This window comes from Allobosea sp. 05L423 (assembly GCF_056397745.1).
Window position 1 is genome coordinate 77144 of record NZ_JBFTOA010000005.1, and the last position, 25399, is coordinate 102542.

Sequence of the window (25399 nt, forward strand, 5' to 3'; positions counted from 1 at the left end):
ATGGATCTCGCCGAACTCGCCACCCGGCCCGCGCTCGGCCTGCTCGTGCCGCCGGCCAATCCGACAGTCGAGCCGGAGATGAACCGGCTGATCCCGTCCGGCGCCCGGCTCTACGCAACGCGCCTGCCGGTGATGCCCGATACCACGCTGGACCAGCGCAACCGCGCCTACATCGCCTCCTACGAGCCGGCGCTGAAGAGCTTTGGCAGCCTGAAGCTCGACGCCGCCACCGTGGCACTGACCGGGCCGAGCTACCGGCTAGGCGCCGGCGAGGACGATGCGCTGGCGGCGCGCCTCTCGGCCTCGGCCGGCTGCCCGGTCGAGACCGCGAGCGGCGCGATCCGGCATGCGCTGAAGGCGATCGGCGCGAAGCGCATCTGCCTGTTCTCGCCCTATCCGGCCTGGCTCACCGAGGAGGCCGCCGGTTACTGGACCGGCGCCAGCTTCACCGTCGCGCAGGTGGTCAAGGTCTCCGAGACCTTCCGCGCCTATGAGCTGACCACGGAAGAGGTCGAGGCAGCCCTGTGCCAGGTCGAGACCACCGGCATCGACGCCATCGTCATGAGCGGCACCGGCATGATCACGCTACCGGCGATGGCGGCGCGCCCGGAGCGTTCGAGCCCGCCGCTGCTGTCGTCCAATCTCTGCTGCGCCTGGTGGATGATGAAAAAGACGAGCGTCGCGCCCGGCCCGGCCTTTGCTCGCGCCTGCGCCCAGCTCGCCGCGGCCTGAGGCTGCCGTTTTACCCAGCCCCTGCCGGCCGGCGCCGGCGTGACGAACCCGATCCCGCCATAGAAGCCCTGACCCGTGAAGCCGTCTCCGTCTTCGCCGGGCTCTGCAAAACCGCAGGGAATGCTTGCTGCCGCCGGACGGCCGGCCGGTTGCGCTCCAGCTCGTTGGCGCGCTATGCCGAAGCCGTGGTCCTGCGGGCGAGCCGTTCCTTCGAGGCCGCGCGGCCCTTGGCCCGTCCGCCGCTGTGCTGAGTTGCCGCCGCCCCTCCCGCATCCGCCGCGCCGATCTCTCAGCGCGAGCCGGAGCCGCCTTTGGGGCAGTGCGCAACGCATTTGATCTCGACCAGCAGGCCGGGATGGGCGAGCTCGGAGACGCCGATCCGGGTCCAGGCATAGCCTTCGCGCGGGACGAGGCGATTCTTGACCTCCCGGAACACGTCCATGTGGCGGGCCATCCCCACGTGATAGGTGGTGACGTCGACCATGTCGGCGAAGCCGCAGCCGGCCGCCTCGAGGACGATCCGGACGTTCTCCCACGCGGCGGCGAACTGCTCCGCCGGATCCTCGATCACCTGAAGGTCGGGCGTGCGACCGACTTGCCCGACCACATAGACGATCTCGCCGACACGTACGGCCGGCGCATAGCCGGCACGCTCGACGATGGCGCGCATCGATTCCGGGACGATGATCTCGCGGTCGGCCATGGGGTTCTCTCAAGCGTCATGCTCGGGCCTGCCCCGAGCATCTCAATCCGAATGGGGCTCTGGAGCGTGCTCGTCCAGAGATTCCCGGCTCGCCGCTGCGCTTCGGCCGGGAATGACGCCCCGGCCGTTGGCTCAGCCCTGCACGCCGGTGGGCAGATCGTCGCGTATGGCGAGACCGCCGAGATAATCCTTCACCTCGGCTGACGGAATGACGTCGGCATATTTGCAGTTGAGGTCGAAGAGATTGATGGCGTGGCTCGCCTGGAATCGGTCGAAGGCCGTCTCCTCCGGGATCACCACCTTGAAATTATAGGAATAGGCGTCGACCGCGGTGGCGCGCAGGCAACCGGAGGTAGTGCAGCCGGTGAGGATCAGCGTGTCCACATCGAAGAAGTTCAGATGGCTCATGAAGATCGTGCCAAAGAAGCAGGACGGCTTGCGCTTGCCGATGCGGATATCCTGCGGTCGCGGCGCCAGCGGTGCGACGGTCTGCGTCGCATGCGTGCCCTCGGTCGAGGTCTTTTCGGTGCCGCGATGGTTCTTGCCGACCTGCACGCCGGAATCGATCATGTCCGGCCGGCGGGCGCTCTCGGTGTAGAAGACCGGGATGTTCTTCTCGCGGGCCATCTCCAGTAGCGGCACGATATGCTCGACCGCGGCCCAGGCCTCGGGACCGCAATGGGTGCGGTACTGCTTCAACCCTTCCAGGATCTCCTCCGGCTTGTCGCCGCAGAAATTGTACTGCACGTCGATGATGAACAGCGCCGGGCGCTTGCCGAAGCCTCCGCGCTTGCCATAGCCGGCCTGAGCGTAGACTTGCTTGTCGCGCTCGGTCAGGAAATCGTCCCAGATACGTTTGGTCATGGTCGTCAGCCTCAAATCTCAGGAACGGTGCAGGTAGCGGCCGGCGGGAGTCGCGCGGGCTTGGCGGTCGACGGCGCCGTCGCGGGCGATGGTGCGGCCGCGCAGGATCGTGCGGACGGGCGCGCCCTTGAAGGTCATGCCTTCATAGGGGGAGTAGTCGGAGAAGGATTCCTGCGTCGCCGGGTCGATGGTGATCTCCCTATCGGGATCGACGACGACGAGGTCGGCATCCATTCCGACTGCGATATTGCCCTTGTTTGGGATCGAATAGAGCTTCGCGACATTGGCGCTGGTGACGGCGGCGATGCGCTCGATCGGCAATCCGCGCTTGTGCACGCCCTCATGGATCAGCACCGGCAGCAGCGTGCCGATGCCGGGGAAGCCGGCCGACGCCTTCCAGATATCCGGGCCCTTGGTCTCGCGCTTGCGCGGCACATGGTCGGAGCCGACGGTCGAGATCGTGCCGTCGCGCACCCCTTCCCACAGCGCCTCGACATCGGCGGCCGGGCGCAGCGGCGGGTTGACCTTGCCGAGGAAGCCTATCGGCGACTGGCTGGTCAGCGCGAGGTAATGGCTGCAGGTCTCGACATGGATCGGGGCGCGTCCGGGCCGCTTCGCCCGGCGCACGATCTCCAGGCTCTCGGCGCTGGACATGTGCACGATGTTGACCGGGCATTCGGCTTTCTCGCCGAAATAGATGACGCGGAAGACGTTCTCGGCTTCGAGGAAGCCGGGGCTCTGCTCGTCCCAGACCGGCAAATCGTTGCGGCCTGCTTCCTTCAGCGGCTCGCGGAAGACCGGGATGACCTCGACATTCTCGCAATGCACCCCGACGACGCCGCCCTTGATGCGCGCGCCCTGCAACAACGCCCGGTAGAGGAGGCCGTCATCGATCTCGGTGAAACCCTTCGCGGCGCCGGAAGCGCCCTTGTACATCAGATAGACCTTGATCGAGGTCACGCCGAAGCGCTCGGCGCATTCCGGCAGCGTGTCGATATGCAGCTTGCTGGTGACGCCGAAATGGAAGCCGAAATCGATCAGCGACTGGCTCTCGCCGCGCTCCTTCCATGGCCCGGTCGACTGGCGCAGATCGTTGGAGCGATGGAAGGTCATCATGCCCGTGACGCCGCCGATGGCGGCCGAGCGTGACTCCGTCTCGAAATCCGTCTCGTTCGAGCCGAAGCCGATATGGGTATGCGGGTCGATCAGCCCCGGCATCACCCATTTGCCGCGGCAGTCGACGACTTCCTTCGCCTGCACTTTTTCGCCGGTCGCCAGCAGCGCGGCGATGCGCCCGTCCTTGACTGCGACCGAGCCGGTACGCACACCCATATTCGGGAAGACGATCTCGCCCCCCTCCAGCAGCAGATCGAAACTCATGGATGCTCCGTGACGCTCGCCGGCACGACGCGCCGGATGAAGAAGGCGAGGACCTCGGCCATGACGCCGCCGGCGCGCAGGCAGGCGCGTTCGCTCAACGTCGAAATGTCAGCCGTGACCGCAAAGCGGATCGGACCTGCGGCGCCGGTCGCGGTGACGCTGGCGGGCGCCGTGCCGTCGATGGCGCCGGACAGTCCCTCGATATCGAAGCTCTCGGTGCCGTCGAGCCCGAGCTCGCGCCACCCCTGCCCTTCGGCGAAGCGCAGCGGCACCACGCCCATGCCGATCAGGTTGGAACGGTGAATGCGCTCATAGCTCTCGGCGATGACGGCCCGCACGCCGAGCAGGGCGGAGCCCTTGGCCGCCCAGTCGCGGCTGGACCCCATGCCGTAATCCTTCCCGCCGAGCACGATTAGCGGCACGCCGCGCTTGGCGTAAGCCGTTGCGGCCTCGTGCACGGAAACGACCTCGCCTTCAGGCAGGAGGCGCGTCCAGCCGCCCTCGCGGCCGGGCACCATCTGGTTCTTGATGCGCAGATTGGCGAAGGTCGCGCGTGCCATCACCTCGTGATTGCAGCGCCGTCCGACATAGGTGTTGAACGCCTTCGGCTCGATGCCGAGCCCGATAAGATAGCGCCCTGCCGGACTGTCGATCGGAATCTCGCCGCTCGGCGAGATGTGGTCGGTGGTCAGCGAGTCGCCGTAGGCGCCGAGTGCGCGCGCGCCGCTCAGGCGTTCCGGGACGCCCTCCCGCGCCCGCGCGCGGGCAAGCTCCAGGAAGGGCGGCTCGACCAGATAGCTGGATTTCGGGTTCCAACGGAAGCGCAGGCCGGTCGGCGCCGCGAGTTCGTTCCAGAGCAGATCGGAGGGCGTGTCACCATAGACCTCGCGGAACAGGCGCGCGTCGCCGGCCCGCGCGGCAAGCGCGGCGATCTCGGCCTCGTCCGGCCAGAGATCGACAAGGCGGATCGGCGTCGGCGCATCCGGTCCGTTGAGCGGCTCGGTTTCGAGGTCGATGTCGATCCGCCCGGCCAGCGCGAAGGCGACCACCAACGGCGGCGACATGATGTAGTTGGCCCGGATCTGCCGGTGGATGCGGCCCTCGAAATTGCGGTTTCCCGAAAGCGCGGCGGCCGCGACCAGCCCGCCCGCGTCGATCGCCTGCGCCATCACCGGCAGCAGCGGCCCGGATTTCCCGCCGCAGGTGGTGCAGCCATAGCCGACCACGCCGAAGCCGAGCGTTTCCAGCGATGCGAGCAGGCCGAGTTCTTCGAGATAACGCGTCACCACGCGCGAACCCGGCGCGAGCGAGGTCTTGACCCAGGCCGGCACCGTCAGCCCCGCCGCGATGGCGTTGCGCGCCAGAAGCCCGGCGGCGATCATCACAGCCGGGTTCGAGGTGTTGGTGCAGGCGGTGATGGCGGCGATCGCCAGCGCCCCGTGACGCAGCGTGGCCGGACCGTCGGGCGTCGCAATCGGGACGGCGGTTTCGGGATCAGTGGCAAAACCGCCCTCCGCCAGCGGCTGCGGCAGCCGGCCGACGAAATCCCTGGCGACGGCGGTGAGATCGAGCCGATCCTGCGGGCGGCGCGGGCCGGCCACGCTGCGTCTCACCCCGGCAAGGTCGATCTCGATGACGCGGGAACAAAGCGGATCGGGCAGACCCGGCTCGCGGAACATCGCGTTGGCGCGCGCATAGGCTTCGACGAAGGCGGCATGCTCCGGCGATCGCGTCCGCGCGATATAGGCGATGGTCTGCGCGTCGATCGGAAAGAAGCCCGCCGTCGCGCCGTATTCCGGAGCCATATTGGCGAGCGTCGCCCTGGATGGAACCGACAGGGTCGCGGCACCCGAGCCGAAATATTCGATCACGGTCGAGACCACCCGCTCGCGCCGTAGCCTCTCGGTGACGGTGAGGACGAGGTCGGTCGTGGTCGCGCCCGGCGGCAGCGTACCGATAAGCCGCACGCCGACGAATTCCGGCACTGGAAAGACATAGGGCTGGCCGAGCATCGCGGCCTGCGCCTCGATGCCGCCGACGCCCCAGCCGAGGACGCCGATGCCGTTGACCATCGGCGTGTGGGAATCGCCGCCGATGACGAAATCCGGGCAGGCAACCTCACCGAACGGCGTGTCGACGCGCGTCACGACCGAGGCGATATGCTCCAGATTGACCTGGTGGATGATGCCGGTGCCGGGCGGATAGACCCGTACGGAGCGGAAAGCCTGCTGCGCCCATTTCAGGAAGCTGTAGCGCTCGCCGTTGCGCTCGAACTCCCGCGCCATGTTGCGCGCCATCGCGTCAGGCGTGCCCGAAACATCCACCTGCAACGAATGATCGACGATGACGTCCACGGGAATGCGCGGCTCGACGGTCGTCGGATCGCAGCCCGCCTCGGCCACCGCATCACGCAGCGAGGCGAGATCAAGCAGCACCGGCAACCCGCTGGAATCCGGCAAGATGACTCGCCCGACGCTGAGCGGCACGCCGACGCCGTGGCTCTCGCGCCAATGCAGCATCGCCTCGACGGCATCCGCGCCGATGTTCGGATCGCAGAGCCGCCCGCGTTCGAGGTTCTCGACGAAGACCCGGCAGGCATAGGGCAGATCGGCAAGGCTCACTCCGGCCCGCGCCGCGGCGGCGGCGACGGAGACGTAAGTGCCCGCCACGGCATCGACCGCCAGCGGCTCATCGGTCGTCATGACGTCGGGCATTTCGCCGCTCGCATCGTCCAACAGGCCCGCACCCCGTGAAAGTGAGCCATTTAATGTCAACACTTTTATAAACGTATCTTATGCAAGACGTTTTTAGCTTCCCCTCGATTTCAAGTCAAACGCTGAATGGCGCCTTCGCCCTCCGCACAACTGATCCTTCGAAGGAGCATTTTCGCAAAACTGTTGACACATTTTCCGCTCGCTCCTAACGTCACCGCGATGGAACTGCAGCTCCTAGCCACAGGTGACAGGCGTACCGAGACGCTCGGCGACGAGGTTTTCGGCCGCATCCTCGATCTGATCTACAGCTGCGAACTCGCCCCCGGAATGGTCGTCAACGAGTCGACGCTCGCGACGCGCTTCGGCGTCAGCCGCGGCCCGGTCCGCGAGGCCATCCGCCGCCTCCAGGGCATCCAGCTCGTCTCGCGCGAGCCCTTTATGCGGGCTCGCGTCGTCTCGCTCTCGCCGCAGGCGATCCTCGAACTGTTCCAGATGCGCGAGGCGCTCGAAGGCTATGCCTGCCGGCTGGCCTCCCAGCAGATGAGCGATGCCGAGATCGCTGCGCTGATCGCCGACCTCGAGGCCGCCCATTCCGGGCAGCAGCCGGAGGATATGCGCTTCGACTTCCATGAGCGGATTGTGCGCGGCAGCGGCAACAGCCGCATCATCGATAGCCTCTGCGGCGACCTCTACCACCTGCTGCGCATCTACCGGCGCATCTCCGGCGCCGTGCCCGAGCGCAAGGAGCTCGCCTTCACCGAACACTGGCAGATCCTGCGCGCGATCAAGATGCGCGACCCCACCCTCGCCGAATCCCTGATGCGCTCGCATGTCGAGCGCGCCGGCCGACATGTGCTGGCCCAGGTTCCCGAAGCCTCAACCAACGACGCCGCCGGCGCGGAGAAACGAGCATCATGATCGCCAGACGCGAGATTTCGGCCCCCGCCGCCTTTCGGGCGCTGCTCAATTCCGGCGAGTTCATCGTCTCGCCCGGCGTCTTCGACGGCTACAGCGCCAGGCTGGTCGAGGCCGCCGGCTTCAAGAGCGCCTGCACCAGTGGCGCCGCCATCGCCAACGCCATCCTCGGCGTCGAGGACCTCGGCATGATGGGGCTGAACGAGAACGTCAACCATTGCCGGCATCTGGCGCGCGCGATCTCGATCCCGCTGACCTGCGACGCCGACAATGGCTACGGCAACCCAATGAACGTGCACTACACCGTGCAGATGTTCGAGGAGGCCGGCGTTGCCGGCGTCAACCTGGAGGACCAGGTCAGCCCGAAGCGCTGCGGCCATATGCCGGGCAAGGAAGTCGTCTCGCGCGACGAGATGGTGAAGAAGATCGAGGCCGCCTGCCTCGCCCGCCGCGACGATGATTTTGTCATCATTGCCCGTACGGACGCGCTCGCCGTCGAGGGGCTCGACGCGACGCTGGAGCGCATCCGCGCCTATGTCGCGGCCGGCGCCGACGCGATCTTCCCCGATGCGGTCAAGACCGAGGACCAGATCGCCCGCGTCGTTGAGGCGGCCGGCGGCAAGCCGGTCTCGATCAATATGGGCTTCGGCATCCGCCCGCGCCCGACCACGCCGCTGATCCCGCTGCCGCGCCTCAAGGAACTCGGCGTGCGCCGCATCAGCCTGCCGCGCATGCTGCCCGCCGCCGCGATCAGGGCGATGCGCGAGGCGCTGTCGGTGATGCGCGAGGTGATGGAGACCGGCGTGCCGGCCGACCGCTCGGACCTGCTCGTTGGCATCGACGAGATCTGGAACCTGATGGGCTTCCCGGCCATGCAGGCGCTGGAGAAGCAACTCCTGACGGTCGACAGCTACGCGTCGAAATACGAGGCTGCGGCAGTCCCCGCCTGAGGCCGGCGCGGTGGGCCGCCGTTCACTCAAGGCGAGAGTGAGGCAGAGCCGCCGTTCGGCGCTGTCGTTCCAGACTTCATGACGCCGAATCGGCCGTCACGCAGATCGAAGAGGTCGACGAAGCGGATGCCGGCGAAAGCACTCAGAATCTGCTGCTTTACGAAGCTGGCCCTCTATTCTGCCTGCACCCAGGCGAATGCTCATGCGCGTATGCCGGAAGCGTCCCGCAACGCATCGCCTTCGGTATCCTGGAAGAACAACACGCCCGAGCAGTAGCGATGGGATTGCGTCGGGGCATTCGTCCCCGTTCTAGCTCCGATAGCGTTCGATGACGGACATGTCGGGCTCGAAGCCGATGCCTGGTTTATCGGGAATGCCGATGGCTCCGCCAACCGGCAAGGTCGGATCCAGGCCACACCAGGCTTCCGGGCGGACATAGAGGAATTCGAATACTTCGCAGGTGTCGATAGCGGCGGCGAGCTGCAGGCTCGCCCAATAGCCCGGCCCGAAATAGGGCGAGTGCGGCGCCAGGCGCTTGCCGGCGGCGCGCGCGAGCTGCGCGACTTTGACGAACTCGGTAACGCCGCCGACTTTCGTGACGCTCGGCTGGACGATGTCGAGCGCCGGCACGAGGCGGCCGAACTCGACCGCCGTGCAGGCATTCTCGCCAGCGGCGATGGCGATCCCCTCGGCTGCGATGGCCCGCCAGGGTGTTGGATCTTCAGGAGGAAAGGTCGGCTCCTCCAACCAGTTCACATTGCTCTCCGCAAGCACCGGCAGCATGGCGCGAACCTGCTCCAGCGACCACTGGCAGTTGACGTCCACGGTCAGCCGGGCATCCGACCCCGCCCCCCGGCGGCCGGCCGCGATCGTCGCCGGCAGCACTTCGTGCAGCTTCACTTCGTCATAGCCGAGCGCCGTGGCCTCAGCCGCGAAGTGCGCGACGCGCTCGGCATCGCCGTAGCGGACAAGGCTCGCATAGGCGCGGATCCTGTCGCGGCGGGGCGGCCCGATCAGGCGCGATAGCGCCAGATCGGCGCGCTTGCCCGCGATATCCCACAGCGCGATGTCCAGCCCCGAGATCGCGAACATGGTGATGCCATAGCGGCCGAACAGGGCCAGGGCCTGCTGAGCCGCCAGGTTGACGGCCTGCGGATCCTGCGAATTCCGCCCGATCACCGCCGGCGCAACCAGGTCGCGAACCGCGACGGCGGTGGCGTTCTGGCACATATAGCCGAAGGCTTCGCCCCAGCCGACCAGGCCCGAGCCGGTTTCGACCCGGACCAGGACGATGTCGAGATTGCTCCACCGGGTCGGCGTGATGCCCTGCCCCTTGCCGCCGTCGTCGAACGGAATGCGCAGGACAATCGGTTCCACCTTGGTGATCGGATCGGACATGGCCTTCTCATCGGGTCAGGAGCCGGCCCGACGCGGCCGGCCCGGCGAAACAGGGCTCGGATCGCCGACGGCCTGCCGGACATGGCAGACCGGGCACGGCAGGCTGATCAGGCTCGCTTGCCGATTTCCTCATCCCATCTGCGGAAGGCCATGACCATCTGATTGGGTTCGAGAGGCAGTTCGAAGGGCGTGTCCGCGATCAGCTTCGCATATTCGGGGCGGCCGAATTCCGCGATCGCCGCCTGGCTCTCGGGCGGGGCCATCGAGAGCGGGACGTCCTTCACCGCAGGGCCGGGATAGAGGTAGCCCTCGTCATAGGTGAAGGCCTGCGCCGGCTTGGTCAGCATGAACGCCATCAGGTCGAGCAGGACGGCGATCTTGTCGTTGGGCAGCCCCTTCGGGATCGCCATGTACTGGCCGTCGATGACCCAGCGGAAATTCTTCAAGGTTGAGATCCGCGCCTCTTTCGGGACGACGCCGAGGACACGCGGATTGATGTCCCAGCCCGTCGTGGTGGCGATGATGTGGCGGGTGCCGTCGCCGAGCTCCTTCATCACCGCGGAGGTGCCGGTCGGGTAGTATTCGATATAGCGGCCGAGCTCCTTCAGATAGGCCCAGGTCTTGTCCCAGCCCTTCATGGGATCCTTCGGGTCGCTGTCGCCAAGGATGTAAGGCAATCCCATGATGAAGGTGCGGCCCGGGCCGGAATTGGCCGGCCGGGCATACATGAACTTGTTGGGATGGGCCTTGGCCCAGGCCAGCAGCTCTTCGAGCGAGCCGGGCGGGTTGGGCACGTGGTTCGGCAGGTATTCGAGCAAAGGCCCTGAGGGATAATAGGCGACGACCACACCCTGGCCGCGAGCCAGGCCCTGCATCATGGCCGCGCCCTTTTCATAGATCTCGTCGAGATTCGGCAGAGCGGGCTTGTGAGCCGCGAGCAGATCGACCCACAAATTCTGCTCGATCCCCGCCGCCAGCGCATCAGTGCCGGTCAGCACGAGGTCGATGTCGACGCGACCGGCAACTTGCTGCGCCTTGATCTTGCCGGGCAGTTCCGGGGCCGGCGCCTTGGTGAAGGTCATCCGCGACACCAGGCCAGGCTTCGCCTGGCGATAGGCCTCGAATGCCTTCTGGGTCAGCGCGAGATTGCCGGCCACGTCGACGATATTGAGATTGACCGGGGCCTTCGGCAAGGCGAGTTGCGCCTGCGCAAGGCTCGGCGCCAAGGCGGCAAGCCCTGCCGCCCCGCCCAGGAACTGGCGCCGAGATGGGTCCGTCATCGTCATCCTGTCATCCTCCCAATGGTTGCCGCCGGAGCGGCACTGTTGCGTGGCGTCTTGTGGCGCCATCGTTTCTTGCGCGGCATTCCGAGCCGATGCGGCTGGTTGCCGGCTCACCAGTCCTCGATCCGCGCGGCGTCGCCGACGAAGCTCCCCTCGGCCATCGTGCCGCCGATGACGCGGCTGGCGAGCCGGCCGGGATCTTCCGGCGGCACGGCCGCCATGACGGCCTCCGCATAGTCGTCGGCACTGTCCTGCGGCCGGTACCCCAGGCGCCATGCCGCGGCATTGTCGAAGAAGCTGCGGGAATTGTCGGACACGCCGTAGACGACCGCGAAGCGCAGGGTCTCGTGCTCCAGGCCGATCCGGATCAACTGCACGAGATCGCGCGGGCTCGTCCAAATGGCCAGGCGGCGGCGATCGACCGGCCGTTCGCCCATGAAGCCGACCCGGATGGCCAGGACCCGCAGCCCGAACTGGTCGGCAAAAAAGGCCCCCGCCTGCTCACCGAAAGCCTTGGTCAACCCGTAGCGGCTGTCCGGACGCAACAGGACATCGGAGCCGACCCGCCTGTGGCGCGGATAATGGCCGACGACGTGATGCGAACTGGTGAAGACCACCCGCTCGATACCAGCGGCCCGCGCAGCGTCGAAAACGTTCCAGGCGCCCTGAACGTTGCCGGCGATCTGTTCCTCGATCCCGGCCTCGGTGGTGCAGCCGGCCAGATGGACCACGGCCGATGCGCCGCGCAGGGCATCGGCCAGCGCAGTTTTGTCCGCGATGTCTCCGAGGATAGCTTCCTCATTCTCCCCGAGATCCGTGATGGCATTGCGATCGAACAGGCGCAGACGATGGCTGCCGCGCAGCAAGGGGCGGATCGCACGGCCGACGACGCCACCGGCCCCGGTCATCACGATGGTCTTTGTCACGGATTGGTCTCCCGGTCTGTGGCCGGCCCTGCGCCTCTCCGTCCGGGGCCAAGCTCGACCCAGGCACTGAAACGCGCACCGGCTCCGAGCAGGCGCGTGCCGGTACCCGCGACGCCAGCCGCGTCCAGGTTGAAGCCGTTCGCGACATGGGAGACCGGCTCGACGCAGAGATAGGCATCGTCGTCCGGGCGATGCAGAACGAGATGGGAAAGCGCGGGGTCTGCCGCGACATGGACACAGTGCCCATCGGCATGGCTGATTTCCAGCCCGGTCCAGTCCGAGAGATAGCTGGTCCGGCCATCGACGGCGTCGGCTGGCACCACCTCGCCGGTCGCGACATAATCCTCGTCATACAGCCAGCGCCGCCGGGCGTCGTGACGAACCTCCGCGTCCTCCGACCAGGCCAGATAGGGGTGCCAACCCAGCCCAACGGGGAAGGGCTCGGCGCCACGGTTCTCGATGCTCAGGCTGACGCGCAGGGATTGCGGCGTGAGCTCGAAGGATTGCCGGGCGAAATAGGGCCAGGGCCAGTCGCCATCCGGCTCGGCGGAAAGCGTCAGTTCCGCCCTCGCCCGATCGCAGGCTTCGACCTTCCACGGGCGCAGATGCGCCGGTCCATGGAGGCTGTGCGGGTCGGCGTCCGGGTGCGGCGCGACGGACCACGCGCGCCCGGCATGGCGCAGGCAGCCATCGGCGATGCGGTTGGAATAGGGAATGAGCGGATAGGCACCGCCCTTCGGCCAGCGCCGGGGTTCGGCCGGCCAGTCGCGCAGGGGCACGACGAGATCGCGCGCGGGAGTGCTGGACAGGTCGCGAAACGTGGCGAGGCGTCCGCCCGCGGCAGGCGAGAGGGTCGCCTCGAGCGCGCCGGCCCGCAACACCAGCCTGTCGTCCTCACGGACGGACAATGCTGGCTCCGTGCCCTCACGCGGTATCGCAGGAAGCTCCATGGTTTCAGCCATCCCGCCGATCTCTTTGGCTAGGCTTGCGGACCGAGGTGATAACCGCGGCCGGCATAGTCGAATTCGACGAGTTCGCTGATCGGCAGGCTGGCATCTGCGGCAGAGGCGTAATAGGCCCGGATTTCCCGGATCAAGCCGCTCTCTTCGTCGAAGACATACCATTCATCGCCGCGCAGCGCGGTCTTGGCCCTGGGCTTCCAATGCGTCCATTCGATCACCGCCTCCGGCGCGGTCGGCGAGCACAGGATCTTTTCGATCGTCCAGCGCGAGCCGAGGTTCTCGACGCACCAGACCCATTTGCGGGCGATCACATCGGCGGTCCGCCAGGGAATTTCGGGCAGGCCAGGCGGAAAATAATGGACAGCGTCGGGCGTGAAGCATGAGACGAGCATGGCGTAGTCGCCGGCATTGCAGGCTTCGAAATAGCGCCGGATCGCCTTTTCCATGAAGGCGGGGGTGATCTCAACCATGGCTGGCCTCCGCACGAATGCGCGTGATGTCCTCTTCGCGGGAGCCGGCTTTCTGCCAGGCCTCGAAATCGGCGCGGGTCTGCGGCGTCGGCGGATAGACGCCATAGAGCCCCTCGCCGGAGGCGATGCGCCTGACCAGATAGCCTTCCAGGACGTCGCGCTTCTCGCCGGCATCGGCGATCTCGGCGGCCAGACGGCGCGGCACCACCGTGACGCCGTCACCGTCGCCGACCAGGATGTCGCCGGGATAGACGGCGACGCCGGCGCAGGAGACCGGCACGTTGAGATCGGCTGCATGATGGGTCGAGAGCCGGGTCGAGGCGACGACCTCGCGGGCATAGGCAGGGAACGCCATCGCAGCGATCTCCTGGCCGTCGCGGAAGGCGCCGTCGGTGACGACGCCGGCCACGCCCTTCACCATCATCCGCGTCAAAAGGACGTTTCCGGCCGAGGCGGAGGAAATGTCGCCGCGGCTGTCGATGACGAGAACCTGGCCCGGGCCGATCTGCTCGACCGCCTCCCACTGGAGATTATCGGGGTTCGGATAGGGGGTCAGGGTCGCGTAAGTGTCGATATCCTCGCGAGCCGGAATGAAGCGCATCGTGAAGGCCTCGCCGGCGAATTTGGCGGCCTTCGGGTTCAGCGCCTTCAGCCCGACCAGGAAGCACTGGCGCAAGCCGCGGCGGAACAGTTCGGTGGTGAGCGACCCGCTGCTGATCGTCTTCAGCCGGTCGATCACCTCCTGCGGGACGGCGACGGGATGTTGCGTGGATAAGCTCATGAAGCGCTGTCCGGCCTGCGAAGGAGTTCCGTTCTCAAGTCGGCGATGCGGTCGTCCGCACACCGGCCTTGACCTTTCTGACCTACATATTGATCCTCGGAAAGCTTGGAGATCGGCGCTGCGCGTCCACAGTCTCACAATATGGGATCGCTCGATGGCAGAACCGCAAGCGGACGCGTTCCGATGGATGCCGGACGATCGCCGCGAGCAGCCGGCCGTTCCCGGCACGGCCCTGATCGGCAAGGCCTTTCGGCTGATCGACCTGATTGCGGCCGCCCCCGGCCTGATCTCGGCGGCCGAACTTGCGGCGGCGACGGGTTGGCCAAAGGCGACGCTTTACCGGATCCTCGCCTCAGTCACGGCGCACGGCTTCGTTCGCCTCGACCCGCAGTCCCAGGGCTATACGCTCGGCTATCGCCTGCTCGAGCTGGCCCAGAATGTCTGGGTCGCGCCCGACCTCGCCGCGGTCGCCAGCGTCGAGCTGCAGCGCCTGCGCGACATGACCGGGGAGACCGCCTATCTCGCCGTGCCCGATGACGGCATGGTTCTGGCGCTCGGCAAGTTCGAAAGCCCGCACGACATCCGCTCGGCCGCGCGCCTCGGCGTGCGCAAGCCTCTGCACTGCACCAGCCAGGGAAAGGCGATCCTGGCCTTCCTGCCGGAAGCGGAGGCCGAGGCCATGCTCGGCCATGGGCCCCTGGAGCGCTTCACGCCGCAGACGATCACCGATCGCGGCACGCTGATGACGCAGCTGCGCATCATCCGGGCTCGCGGCTATGCCGTCGAGGACCAGGAAATTCTGCCGGGCAATCGTTGCGTCGGGGCGCCGGTGCTCGATTCTACTGGCCAGCCGATCGCCGCCATCAGCGTTGCCGGGCCGGTCTATCGGCTGACGAGCGAAAGAGTGGCGCAGCTCGGCCCGGAGATCGCGAATGTCGCCCGCAATATCAGCCTGGGGCTCAGGGGCGCGCCGACGCGGCAACCGCAGGCAGGCATGCCCTGGCAGCCGCACGCCCCGCACGGCAAGCCCGTCTTCTACGGTGCCCATCCGGTCTGGGACCCGGAGCGCTCATCCCTTGTCTGGGCCGATCGGCTCGGACCCACCCTCTACATGACGGCGGGATCTCGGACGGCGGCAATCCGGCCGGAGCCCGGCGCACCGATCGACGGTCTCGCCGTCACGGCCGAAGGCGACATCGTTCTGCTGCTCGGCGGGCGCATGCTCAGGATCGACAAGAGGGAATGCGTGCTGGATCGCACCGTTCCCGAGCTTGCCGGCGCCACCGCCATGGCAACCGATCTCAACGGGCAGCCATGGGTCGCCGTGCACCAGGGCGACGAAACCCGGATCGGCAAACTCGGCGCTGATGGAACGCTCGAAACCGTATGGGCCCTGCGCAAGCGGATCGGCGCGATCGCCTGGTCGCAGGCGAGCGGCAGGCTTTTCGCCTCTGACCCCCAGAGTGGCACGATCTATCTCCTTGAGCGCGGTGGCGCGGCGCCCCGGCTTTTCACGCGCATACCGCGTGTCTCGGGCGAACCGCGCAGCCTTGCAGTGGACGCGGATGATCGACTTTGGGTTGGTCTCTATGACGGCTGGAGCATCGCGCGGCTGACGACCGAAGGCGAGATTGAGCGGCTGCTGCCGCTGCCAGTGCCGCGTCCGACCGGCCTTGCCTTTGGCGGTGAGGGCAAGGACCGGGTCTACGTCACCACTGCGCGGATCGACCTTGCACGCGAGGTCTTGGAAAAAGCGCCGTTGTCCGGTCATTTGCTGGTTGCGCTAACGACTGCCGGCTGATCTGCCGGCGCGGGGAGGCTAATGCGCCTTCAGCAATTCGCGCTCAGCACGGTTGAGAAACGCATGAACAGGCCCGTCCGGATCATGGGTAAGGAGCGATTCCGGCCTGAACAGCAAACCGCCTACCGGCAGCGTTTCATGCTCGAGTGCCAGCACTTCCCTCGCAGGGCCCTGCGCGATTTCGCGTAAACAGTCTGGAACTTGGCCGGAAAGGACGACCCGGCGGTGGTAGCAGCCGACGACGAACGACTCGGCGCGGTTCGGCAGCAGCCATGAAGGGCCAGCCGATGGCAGCGCCAAAACGCGCTCGCCATGGCGCGGTGTGTCCGCCGGCGGGGCCTTCGCGCCGAACAATTGAGCGAGCGCCACCATGCCGTGCCCCAGCGCCAGCACCGGACGCTGAACCGCGAGAAGGTTGGCGAGGACCTCGCGCGCGGTGTCTAGCCCGATATCCGACAGATCCGGGGAGACGATATAGGCTCCCTCTCTCCACAGGGCCCGCGAGCCTCCTGTCAGGGGCTGCAGGGCGACATCGGCCCCGGCCGATTTCAGAAGCGCTGTCAGGGTCTGCGCGAATGGCACGCCGCCCAGGATCGTGACCGGTATCCGGGCGCTTTCGGCCGGGCGCGCGGGGCTTCGCGGCGACGGCGCGGCCTCGAGCTCAGCAGGTTGCGCCGATGCAAGGTCGAGCGTGCGCAGGAGCGCGCCGGCTTTCGTCACGGTTTCGCGTTCCTCGTCGATCGGGTCGGAGGAATGCAGGATCGTCGCGCCGACCGTGATTTCCGCCGTTCCGCCGGCAAGCCGCATCGAGCGCAGCACGATGCCGGTATCCATTCGGCCATCGAAGCCGAGCCGCCCGATGGCGCCGCCATACCAGCGCCGCGGGGCTGCCTCGTTGGCATCGATGAAGGCGATCGCCTCGCGGCGGGGCGCGCCGGTCAGCGTCACCGCCCAGACATGCGCGCGAAAGGCGTCGATCGCATCGCGGTCTGGACGCAGTATCCCCTCGACATGGTCGACCGTATGCAACAGATGCGAGTAGGTCTCGATCTGGCGGCGGCCCAGAAGGCGGATCGAGCCGGGCTCGCACAGGCCGGCCTTGTCGTCGCGGTCGATGTCCGTACACATCGTGAGCTCGGCCGCCGACTTGGAAGAATTCAGGAGCTCCAGAGCCCGCTCGGCATCCGCGATGGCATCCTCTCCGCGCCGGACCGTCCCCGAAATCGGGCAGCTTTCGACACGCCGGCCTTCGACGCGCACGAACATTTCCGGCGAGGCACCCACCAGCGCTTCGCTCCCGAGATTGGCCAGGAACTCATAAGGGCTCGGATTGATGCGATCGAGCAGGCGAAAGAGGGCATCGGGCCCTGCCGGAAGCTCGCGCCTGAAGGTTTGCGCCAGGACCACTTCGAACAATTCGCCGGAGCGGCAGGCTTCGACCGCCCTGCCTACCATATCGGAATAAGGCTGTTCTTGTGCCGCAGGTGCCGCCGTCCGGCTCCCCAGAGCGGATGGATTTCCCGTACGCGCGAGACCTCGTGTCGATTGCGAGCCCAGAGCGAAGTCATAGGTGACGATCTTGGCCTGGCCGGTTTCTGGATGATCGGCGACGACGATCCGATCCGGCAGATAGAGGACCATGTCGTCGTGGTCGGTCTGCGGCCGGGCGTGCCGCTCCAGCCCCAGCGTATGGAATGCCAGATCGAAGCCGAACGGGCCAAAAAGGCCGAGATGCGGGTCGTCCGAGCGGAACGCCGCGACAAGGCTTCGCAGGGTTTCGAAAAGGGTCTCGCCCGTTGCGAGGCGCCCTTCGACGACATCCGAACCCGTCTCCAGATCGGCGATGCCGCCCTGCGCGAAAGCGGCGGCGATGGCCGGCAGGATAATGCTGCCGCGCTCGTTCAGCGCCCGGCAGATCAGGCGATCCGCGCGCAGCGAGAGCCGGAGCGGCGGGTCGACAAACCCGAGCCAATGCGGGCGGTAGCGGCCGGGAAACGCGAAATTGCAACGCAGCAGCAGACCCTGCCGCGTCCCGAGGCCGTCGATCAGCGCATCGAGCCCTTCCGGCGCATCGATCGCTTCCACGCTCCGCGTCACGGCGAGTCCGGATGGCGTTATGAAGCTGTGCGTCACGTGGGTGATGTCCGGTTGTAGTCGAGGTGCCGCTCAAGGCGGGCGGCCACTCTCGAAAGGCCAAAGCAGATTGCAAAGAAGAACAGGCCGGCGAAGAGATAGGCTTCGGCCGAATAGCCGTTCCATTTCGGGTCGGCGACCGTGAGCTGCACGACGCCGAGCAGGTCGAAGACGCCGACAACGAGGACCAGGGTCGAATCCTTCAGCATCTGGATGAAGGTGCTGACGATGTTTGGCAGAGCGGCACGCAGCGCCTGCGGCAGCACGACGAGGCTGAGGCAGCGCCAATAGCCCAGCCCGAGGGACCGGGCCGCTTCGGCCTGCCCGGCCGGGATGGTGCGTAGCGCCCCCCGGATGACCTCGGCCATATAGGCCGCGGCGTAGAGACACAGGCCGACCACCACCCGCGTGAACAGGCCGATGCCTTCGCCACCCGGCACGAAGAGCGGCAGCAGCACCACGGCCGTGAACAGGATGGCCAGGAGCGGCACGCCGCGGATGACTTCGACCGTCATGTTGGCGAGCCCGCGCCAGAGCGGGCTGTCGGCCTGCCGGCCGAGCGCCAGCGCGATCCCGGCCGGCAGCGACACGACCATCGCGGTGATCGACAGCAGCGCCGTGACGAAGAGACCGCCCCACTGGTCGGCTTCGACCGGAGCCAGACCGAACACGCCGCCGGCCGCCAGCAGGAGGGCCGCCGCGATTCCGATCGCAGCTCCCGCAAAGGTCACCGCCATTCTCCGGCGCATGCCGGGAAGCAGCGGCAGCGCGAGCCAACCGAACAGCAGCAGGAAGCCAATATTCAACCGCCACCGGGAGGGGGCCGGATAAAAGCCATAGATAAATTGCGGCAACCGCTCGCGGATGAAAAGCCAGCAGGCGCCGCGCCCGTCGCAGCTCGCCGCTTCGCCCCAGGGGAAGGCGGCGTCAAGCACGGCCCAGCGAAACAGCCGCGGGCCGAGGAGAATGCCGAGCGCCAGGAGTGCCGCGAGCAGGAGGACGCTTCCCACGCGCCATCGCCGCTGCGTGGATGACCGAGCTGGCCGATCGGCGGTAGTCACGGATGGGCAAGCCGGGGCCTCGGTCATGCGCGCCAGCGCCTGGCTTCGCTGCGATGAATCAGACCGGAAATGCTGAGGCTGATCGCGAGATAGACCGCCATCGTGATGCTGATCACCTCGACGGCCTGTCCGGTCTGGTTGAGCGTGGTCTTGCCGAACACCTGCATCAGATCGGGAAAGCCGACGGCCGCAGCCAGCGACGAGGCCTTCACGACGTTGACGAACTGGTTCCCGAGCGCCGGCAGGGCGGCGCGGATCGCTTGCGGCAGAACGATCAGCCGCAACGTGGCGAAGCGGCCGAGACCGAGCGATTGGGCCGCTTCCCACTGGCCAGCCGGCACCGAAACGAAGCCGCTCCGAAAGGCCTCTCCGATGAAGGCGGCGGCATAGATTGCAAGCGCCGTGACCAGCGCGGCGAATTCGGGGGGCAGGGTGAGGCCGCCGGTCACGTTGAATCCGCGTTGAACCGGCAGGTCCCAGTCGGCGGAAGCTGCAGCAGCGAGAAGGAGGAGCACGCCTGCGATTGCGAAGGCGGTCCTGACCGCAGATCGCTGGAAAAGGCCGATCGGCCAGGGCAGAGGACGCGCCATGGCAGCGATCAGGATCGATATTGCTCCGACGACCAGACACGCCACGCCGAGGGAATTCAATCCCGGTGCCGCAACCACGATCCCGCGATTGTTGAGCAGCGTGAAGCTGCCGAGATGAAGCGACTGCCTGACGGGCGGCAGCGCGCCGAACACCATGAAATACCAGACGAACAGCTGCAGCAGCAGCGGCGTGTTGCGGACGAGCTCGGTCGCCGCGGTCGCCAGCGTGCGCAAAGGCGGATCCTCGGATAGGCGAGCGATCGCGAGGCCGAGCCCGAGGCACGTCGCCAGCCCGATCGCCACGGCCGAAACGACGAGCGTGTTCAGCAGGCCGACGATGAAAGCGCGGGCATAGCTCTTCGTCGCATCGTACGGAATCAGGCCGAAACTGATGTCAAAGCCGGCCGTATCCCAGAGAAAGCCAAAGCCCGCGTGGATGCCGCGGGCCCGAAGCGTGAAAATCGCCATGACGGCGAGCGCCGCGACGATGCAGGCCGTCGCGACATAAACGCCATACTCGATCCCATGGCGACGCATGAAGCTCTTGCCTGCGTCTCGGGAAGCCGCCGCCATGGGATTAATTCACCGCGGGTCGCGAGGCGTCACTGGAAGGAGGGCGCGAACAGCAACCCACCATCGCGCCAGAGGCGGTTCAGGCTGTTTTCGCGCGGGATGACGATCGCGCCCTTCGGCCCCAGGTTGCGCTCGTACATCTCGCCGTAGTTGCCGACGGCCTTGATGACACGCCCGGCCCAGTCCTTGTCGAGGCCGATCAGCTTTCCGAGATCGCCGTCAGTGCCCAGCAGCCGGCGGATCTCCGGGTCGGTCGCATTGGCCGCAAGATCGTCCACCTTCGCCGTGGTCACGCCCAGCTCTTCGCCCGCGATCAGTGCATTCAGCGTCCAGCGTACGAGATTCGCCCATTGGTCATCGCCCTGGCGCACCACGGGGCCGTTGGCCGCCTTCGAGATCGTCTCGGGCAGGATGACATGGGCACTCGGGTCTTTCAGCTTGGCGAGGCGGGCCGAAAGCGTCGACTTGTCGGTAGTGAAGGCGTCGCAGCGTTCCGCCTCATAGGCGGCGACGACCTGGTCGGCCTGCTCGAACACCACCGGCTTGTACTTCATGTTGTTCTGCCGAAAGTAGTCGGCGAGGTTGCGCTCGGTCGTCGTCCCGGTCTGGGTGCAAATCGTCGCCCCTTCCAGCTCGCGGGCGCTCTTGATCCCTGCCGACTTGCGGACGAGGAAGCCCTGGCCGTCGAAGAAGGTGACGCCGGGGAACGACAGGCCGAGCCCGGCCTCGCGCGACATGATCCAGGTCACGGAGCGAGACAGGATATCGACCTGGCCCGACTGAAGCTGGGCAAAGCGCGCTGCGGGCGTCGCCGGCAGGTATTTCACTTTTTCCGGATCGCCGAGAACCGCAGTCGCCACGGCCCGGCAGAAATCGACATCGAGGCCACTCCAGCGCCCCGACGCATCGGCGGCGAAGAAGCCGGGAAAGCTCTCGCCGACGCCGCAATTGAGCGTGCCGCGCGCCTTCACGGTGTCCAGCGTGCCCGCGTTCGCAGGGCTCAGCAGCGGGGCGACCAACAGGGCCGCAGCCACGGCAAGCTCACGTAATTTCATTGCATAATTCCCCGGAACAATCACGACCGCGAGCGCGGGTTTAAGCAGCTCAATCTGGTAAGGCAAGCATCGCTCGACGAACGCCGGGCGCTTGCGATGATCAGCCCTTGAGGAAACGTCGACCGGCTCGTTCTCTCGCTAGGAAGCCGCACGAATGCCTACCGCCAACCTTTTCCGGACGTGGATCGCTGGCGGCAGAAGCCGCCTGTCTTGAGTTGCACTGAAGAGCGACGAAATCAGCCGTTCGTCGCATCCTCGGCTGGAGCTTCGCGCCATTTTCAGACGTTGGCTCGACGTCAGAAAGCGGACCTTCCGGACAGTGGCGCTTTGGATCCGGTCTCGACAGACACGCTGCCAATTACTGCGGCCTGGGTTGCCTCGATCTGCCCCGAGGCGGGGTCGTAGTGGTTCCATTTTGCTGCACGAAATGTACCGCGAAGCTTGGCGTGCCATGGCGCTCTTGGCGCCTCGGTCGTCGAAGTCGGAGTGGGGTCCTCGGTCGTAGAAGCCGCCACGGTCGGCATTTCGATCGGGCTCTTGCGCAGCCGTCCTGGCCGGCTCGCCTTCCTCGCCCGTTACGGTCGCAATTTGCCCACCAGGAACGAGACAAAGCGTCGGACCTTCACCGCTATATGGCGGTTGGCCGGATAGACCGCTTGCAACTGTATCGTGGTGATGTCCCAGTCGGGCAGAAGGCGTATGAGCCTGCCCTGCGCGGCGCCACCGTCGCCGGCCTTGGCATCGGCTGCATGCCGGATTTCCTGGCGCGCGATGCGCTGGCGGACGGGAAATGCGCACCTTGCTCGACGCGCGGATCGATGCTCCCGGCCATTTCAGCCTGATCTGCCCTCCACCCGCAACCTCTCGCGGAAAGTCGAGGTCTTCGTCGATTTTATTGGCGACGCCTGTTTTCAACCCGCTGCGAGACACTTCCCCAAGCAACGGTCGACCCGAGTTGAGCCAGCCCCCCGTTCTTTACGCTGTCCCAGCCGCGTTCGGAGCATCGCCTGGTCGGTATCATGCCCGACCTCGTCGATAGCTTTTTGTCGCTTCTAGCGCTTGGACAAGCGCCGCACATTCGAGCGCACCTTCGTCCTGTATCCGCGAATGACTTGGGTGGGGGGTGTTCCGGTTGCGAGCTTGCCGGCCGCCCGTTGAGCGGCGGAAACCTTCTCTGTCACCATCAACTTTGCCTCGCGACTGGCCGCTCGGCCGCCCTTGGAAAGTCTGATTGTGCGCAGCCAAATCGCTTGCTGCGCTTCGAACGCGAGCATCGACATCTCGAAGAAAATTTTGAACATCCGAGCCGCGCTCCTTGCGACATGTTACTACGCGAGCCGGAGCCTGTTGTTCCACAAGCCGCCACGCGATCATTCCTTCGGACGTTTGTCGAACCTCGCTTGCCAGATCGCATCGCGCAAAAGCCGGACATTGGGCCTTACCGGCAAGCGGACGTTTATGGATGAGCCGCCCGAAGCCTGGCTCGGGCGTTCCACTCCGAACTTCTCAACCGAAGCTTGCCATCAGGCTCGCACCAGAGATTTCGAATTTGGTGTTTTCACTTGCCGCAAGCCTCAGAAATCGTTCGAAGATTGGCAGCGCACGCGATGGCTCCTTGAGCAGAGCCGGAAAGCCCGCCTTGTTGCATTCGGTGGCGCGAAACTCGATCGCAGAGATGCCGCCGCTGTCGATGTGGATGCGGCTTACCAAGGACCACGGGTCGATCTGCGAGAAGATGGCCTGCTGATCGGGCGTTGCGTTGTCCCAATACTGTTGGGCGATATGATTGCCAAGACTGTAGAGAATAGGCTTTCCCTGATAGGTTTCGAGACCTGCAGGGCTGTGAGCGTGATTGCCGAGCACCATGTCAGCACCTGCATCGATCAAAGCGTGTCCAAGCGGGCGTTGATACTCCGCCAGCGGGTCGCCGCGCCCATAGCCCCAATGTACGCTGACTATGAGCACGTCGACATGCGGCCGCAGGTTTGCAATCGCATCCCGAAGACGATCGAGATGGCCAGCGGACACCTTGCTGCGCATCCGCATCGGCGCGCCAGGCTCGGTGGCAAGCAGGATAGGATGAATCTCTGGCCACTGCTCGATCGCCAGCGGCGCGATACCGGGCCGTGTTTCGGTCGCAGCATAGTCAGGCGGTAACAAGCAGGACACGGCGAGCGTGCCGATCCTGCAGTCGCCCATCTCCCGGATGTCGGGTTCGAAGGATGCGTCGAGGCTAACTCCTCCGCCGACTGTAGACACTCCGGCCTCATTTAAGTGCCGAATGGTCTCCAGAAATGCGTCCGGTCCAAAATCACAAGTGTGATTGGTCGCGACCGTGAGCAGGCCGAATCCCGCTCGTCCTAAATCACCTGCAACGGCTGGATCGACGAGATAAGCGATCGGCGCATCGCTACGATATCCGCGGCTAGCGAACTGAACTTCGCAAGCCCCCCAAACGAGATCGCTCTCGCGCAGATACGAAAGCGTCTCCTGATAATCGCGATCGATCGCTTCACCATCCGCGTAAATCCTGCTGCGGACGACGATATCTCCCACTGCGCCGAGCACTGCCATTGTTGTTTCATCCTATAATATTTTTTTGATGCATCATATCGATGTCAGAAAATTGCAGGCGTCAATCCCCCTATCCTTCTGCCTGAGGCCCTTGTTGAGGGCGCTTGACTCGCCTCGCAGATTCATGATGTTTTTTTAATGCCCCACAAATCAAGCCTGTCCAGCATATGCTGGCGAAAGGCCGCTGAGGGGAATTTCACATGGCCGAAACATCATTGGTGGGTGTCGCCGCCCGCTCTCGGGATGCGCTGCTGGACGGTGCCTATGCAGGATCTTCTGGCGCCTGATCCCGCTGATCATGGTTCTTTGGGTGCTTGCCTGGGTCGACCGCGTGAACGTCAGCTTCGCGAAGCTGCAGATGGCGGACGAACTCCGGTTTTCGGAGGCGATCTATGGTCTTGGTGCCGGCATCTTCTACATCGGATACTTACTGTTTGAGGTCCCGAGCAACTTGCTGCTGCAGAAAATCGGGGTACGAAAGACGATCGCGCGCATCGCCATTGGCTGGGGAGCTGTCTGCATAGCGATGGCATCCGCGACAACACCCGCGACCTTTTACGTGTTGCGTTTTCTACTCGGCGCTTTCGAGGCCGGCTTCTTCCCAGGAGTGATCTTGTACCTCACCACATGGTTCCCGACGGAACGCAGGGCAAAGGTCTTCGGCATTTTCATGTCTTCGGTCGCCTTGTCGGGCGTGATTGGCGGCCCGCTGGCCGGGCTGATCATGACATCGATGCAGGGCTGGGGCGGGCTTTCTGGTTGGCAATGGTTATTCATTGTCGAGGGTGCACCGACCATCCTTATCGGGCTCGCCGCCCTGCTTTGGCTTACTGACCGACTGGAGCAGGCACATTGGCTGACCAACGACGAGCGCTTCGCGGTTCGAAGCGATCTTGATCGTGACGCGCGAATGCTGGGCCAGCGGGAGCACGCGCTTTCAACGGCGCTGCGCGACCCCCGCCTGTGGATTTTCACGCTTGTCTACTTCTGCGTTATCGTCGCGAACGCCACCGTCGCATTCTGGGGGCCAACGATCATGCGCGAGGCCGGATTTGCAAATGTGGCCACGATTGGCTGGCTGGTCTCAGGCGCTTCGCTCATCGGCTCAGCAGTCATGATCGGCAATGGGCTGATGGCCGATCGCACCGGGCGTCCGCTTTGGCAGTGCATCGGCTCGCTGGCCGCGGGCGCACTAGGGTTGGCTGGCATTGCCGCCGTTCTTCATTCCTCGCCACAGCTCGTGTTTGTCATGTTCGCGTTGGCTCTCGCGGGCGCGTACGGTGCAATTCCTGTCTTCTGGCAACTGCCGAGCAAGCTCTTCGCGGGGACCGCCGCGGCAGCAGGCATCGCGATCATCAACTCGTTCGGCAACCTCGGCGGCTTTCTTGCCCCCTATGGCCTGGGCCTGCTGAAGGACGCCACCGGCAACATTGCACCTGGCCTCATGGCTGTCTCGATTGTCGAGGCTTTTGCGGCGTTGGTGCTGATCCTGATCGTGCGGCGCTTCTTCGCCGGACGCAGTGCTTGACGTGCT

The 25399-nt window shown here is 65.8% G+C and carries 21 protein-coding genes; 5 read left to right on the forward strand and 16 right to left on the reverse strand.

Going from position 1 to position 25399, the window contains the following annotated elements; genetic code table 11:
- Positions 1-732 (forward strand): maleate cis-trans isomerase family protein, encoded by a 732-nt coding sequence (locus AC1DNE_RS14615; RefSeq protein ID WP_441469227.1) that lies wholly within the window; start codon positions 1-3, stop codon positions 730-732.
- Between the two features lie 289 nt (positions 733-1021).
- Here AC1DNE_RS14615 and AC1DNE_RS14620 read toward each other — a convergent pair whose 3' ends face one another.
- The 4 genes from AC1DNE_RS14620 to acnA form a co-directional block, all read right to left on the reverse strand.
- Positions 1022-1435: a RidA family protein gene (locus AC1DNE_RS14620; protein ID WP_476765398.1), complete on the reverse strand. Its 414-nt coding sequence runs from the start codon at positions 1433-1435 to the stop codon at positions 1022-1024.
- A gap of 132 nt (positions 1436-1567) precedes the next feature.
- Positions 1568-2299 (reverse strand): isochorismatase family protein, encoded by a 732-nt coding sequence (locus AC1DNE_RS14625; RefSeq protein ID WP_476765399.1) that lies wholly within the window; start codon positions 2297-2299, stop codon positions 1568-1570.
- 18 nt (positions 2300-2317) lie between these two features.
- Positions 2318-3679, reverse strand: a complete 1362-nt coding sequence (locus AC1DNE_RS14630; RefSeq protein WP_476765400.1) for a dihydroorotase — start codon at positions 3677-3679, stop codon at positions 2318-2320.
- A complete protein-coding gene (gene acnA, locus AC1DNE_RS14635) occupies positions 3676-6393 on the reverse strand; it encodes an aconitate hydratase AcnA (protein ID WP_476765401.1) in 2718 nt (905 codons plus the stop codon). The genes AC1DNE_RS14630 and acnA overlap by 4 nt, the downstream gene beginning before the upstream one ends.
- Before the next feature lie 183 nt (positions 6394-6576).
- Between acnA and AC1DNE_RS14640 the strand changes: the two genes are divergently transcribed.
- Both AC1DNE_RS14640 and AC1DNE_RS14645 read left to right on the forward strand, forming a co-directional pair.
- Positions 6577-7311: a GntR family transcriptional regulator gene (locus AC1DNE_RS14640; protein ID WP_476765402.1), complete on the forward strand. Its 735-nt coding sequence runs from the start codon at positions 6577-6579 to the stop codon at positions 7309-7311.
- Positions 7308-8258 (forward strand): isocitrate lyase/PEP mutase family protein, encoded by a 951-nt coding sequence (locus tag AC1DNE_RS14645; RefSeq protein WP_476841113.1) that lies wholly within the window; start codon positions 7308-7310, stop codon positions 8256-8258. The genes AC1DNE_RS14640 and AC1DNE_RS14645 overlap by 4 nt, the downstream gene beginning before the upstream one ends.
- Positions 8259-8567: 309 nt before the next feature.
- Here AC1DNE_RS14645 and AC1DNE_RS14650 read toward each other — a convergent pair whose 3' ends face one another.
- The 6 genes from AC1DNE_RS14650 to AC1DNE_RS14675 all read right to left on the reverse strand — a co-directional run bounded on the left by AC1DNE_RS14650 (position 8568) and on the right by AC1DNE_RS14675 (position 14078).
- A complete protein-coding gene (locus AC1DNE_RS14650; RefSeq protein ID WP_476765404.1) occupies positions 8568-9656 on the reverse strand; it encodes a mandelate racemase/muconate lactonizing enzyme family protein in 1089 nt (362 codons plus the stop codon).
- A 107-nt stretch (positions 9657-9763) separates the two neighbouring features.
- Positions 9764-10936, reverse strand: a complete 1173-nt coding sequence (locus AC1DNE_RS14655) for an extracellular solute-binding protein (RefSeq protein WP_441469507.1) — start codon at positions 10934-10936, stop codon at positions 9764-9766.
- Between the two features lie 113 nt (positions 10937-11049).
- Positions 11050-11847 carry an NAD-dependent epimerase/dehydratase family protein gene (locus tag AC1DNE_RS14660; RefSeq protein ID WP_441469508.1) on the reverse strand — a complete coding sequence of 266 codons (798 nt, stop codon included), beginning with the start codon at positions 11845-11847 and terminating at the stop codon, positions 11050-11052.
- A gap of 14 nt (positions 11848-11861) precedes the next feature.
- The gene (locus tag AC1DNE_RS14665) at positions 11862-12827 is read right to left on the reverse strand and encodes an aldose epimerase family protein (protein WP_476765405.1); all 966 of its coding nucleotides are present in this window, start codon (positions 12825-12827) and stop codon (positions 11862-11864) included.
- Between the two features lie 17 nt (positions 12828-12844).
- Positions 12845-13297: a nuclear transport factor 2 family protein gene (locus tag AC1DNE_RS14670; protein ID WP_441469236.1), complete on the reverse strand. Its 453-nt coding sequence runs from the start codon at positions 13295-13297 to the stop codon at positions 12845-12847.
- On the reverse strand, positions 13290-14078 hold the full coding sequence (locus tag AC1DNE_RS14675; RefSeq protein WP_441469237.1) for a ribonuclease activity regulator RraA: 789 nt from the start codon (positions 14076-14078) through the stop codon (positions 13290-13292). Before AC1DNE_RS14675 ends, AC1DNE_RS14670 begins: the two co-directional genes overlap by 8 nt.
- Positions 14079-14265: 187 nt before the next feature.
- On the opposite strand from AC1DNE_RS14675, the gene AC1DNE_RS14680 reads away from it, so the two are divergent.
- Positions 14266-15879: an IclR family transcriptional regulator domain-containing protein gene (locus AC1DNE_RS14680; protein WP_476765406.1), complete on the forward strand. Its 1614-nt coding sequence runs from the start codon at positions 14266-14268 to the stop codon at positions 15877-15879.
- Positions 15880-15897: 18 nt separating this feature from the next.
- On the opposite strand, the gene AC1DNE_RS14685 is transcribed toward AC1DNE_RS14680, so the two are convergent.
- The 6 genes from AC1DNE_RS14685 to AC1DNE_RS14710 form a co-directional block, all read right to left on the reverse strand.
- A complete protein-coding gene (locus AC1DNE_RS14685; protein ID WP_476765407.1) occupies positions 15898-17976 on the reverse strand; it encodes a chorismate-binding protein in 2079 nt (692 codons plus the stop codon).
- A gap of 32 nt (positions 17977-18008) precedes the next feature.
- Positions 18009-19022 carry an amino acid ABC transporter permease gene (locus AC1DNE_RS14690; protein ID WP_476765408.1) on the reverse strand — a complete coding sequence of 338 codons (1014 nt, stop codon included), beginning with the start codon at positions 19020-19022 and terminating at the stop codon, positions 18009-18011.
- A 74-nt stretch (positions 19023-19096) separates the two neighbouring features.
- On the reverse strand, positions 19097-20200 hold the full coding sequence (locus AC1DNE_RS14695) for an amino acid ABC transporter permease (protein ID WP_476765409.1): 1104 nt from the start codon (positions 20198-20200) through the stop codon (positions 19097-19099).
- Positions 20201-20265: 65 nt separating this feature from the next.
- Entirely contained in the window at positions 20266-21291 is a 1026-nt protein-coding gene (locus AC1DNE_RS14700) for an amino acid ABC transporter substrate-binding protein (RefSeq protein WP_476765410.1), read from the reverse strand.
- A 1052-nt stretch (positions 21292-22343) separates the two neighbouring features.
- Positions 22344-22592, reverse strand: a complete 249-nt coding sequence (locus AC1DNE_RS14705) for a hypothetical protein (RefSeq protein ID WP_476765411.1) — start codon at positions 22590-22592, stop codon at positions 22344-22346.
- A 205-nt stretch (positions 22593-22797) separates the two neighbouring features.
- Positions 22798-23865, reverse strand: a complete 1068-nt coding sequence (locus AC1DNE_RS14710; RefSeq protein WP_476765412.1) for a CapA family protein — start codon at positions 23863-23865, stop codon at positions 22798-22800.
- A 298-nt stretch (positions 23866-24163) separates the two neighbouring features.
- On the opposite strand from AC1DNE_RS14710, the gene AC1DNE_RS14715 reads away from it, so the two are divergent.
- Entirely contained in the window at positions 24164-25393 is a 1230-nt protein-coding gene (locus tag AC1DNE_RS14715; RefSeq protein ID WP_476765413.1) for an MFS transporter, read from the forward strand.
- Positions 25394-25399: the final 6 nt, after the last annotated feature.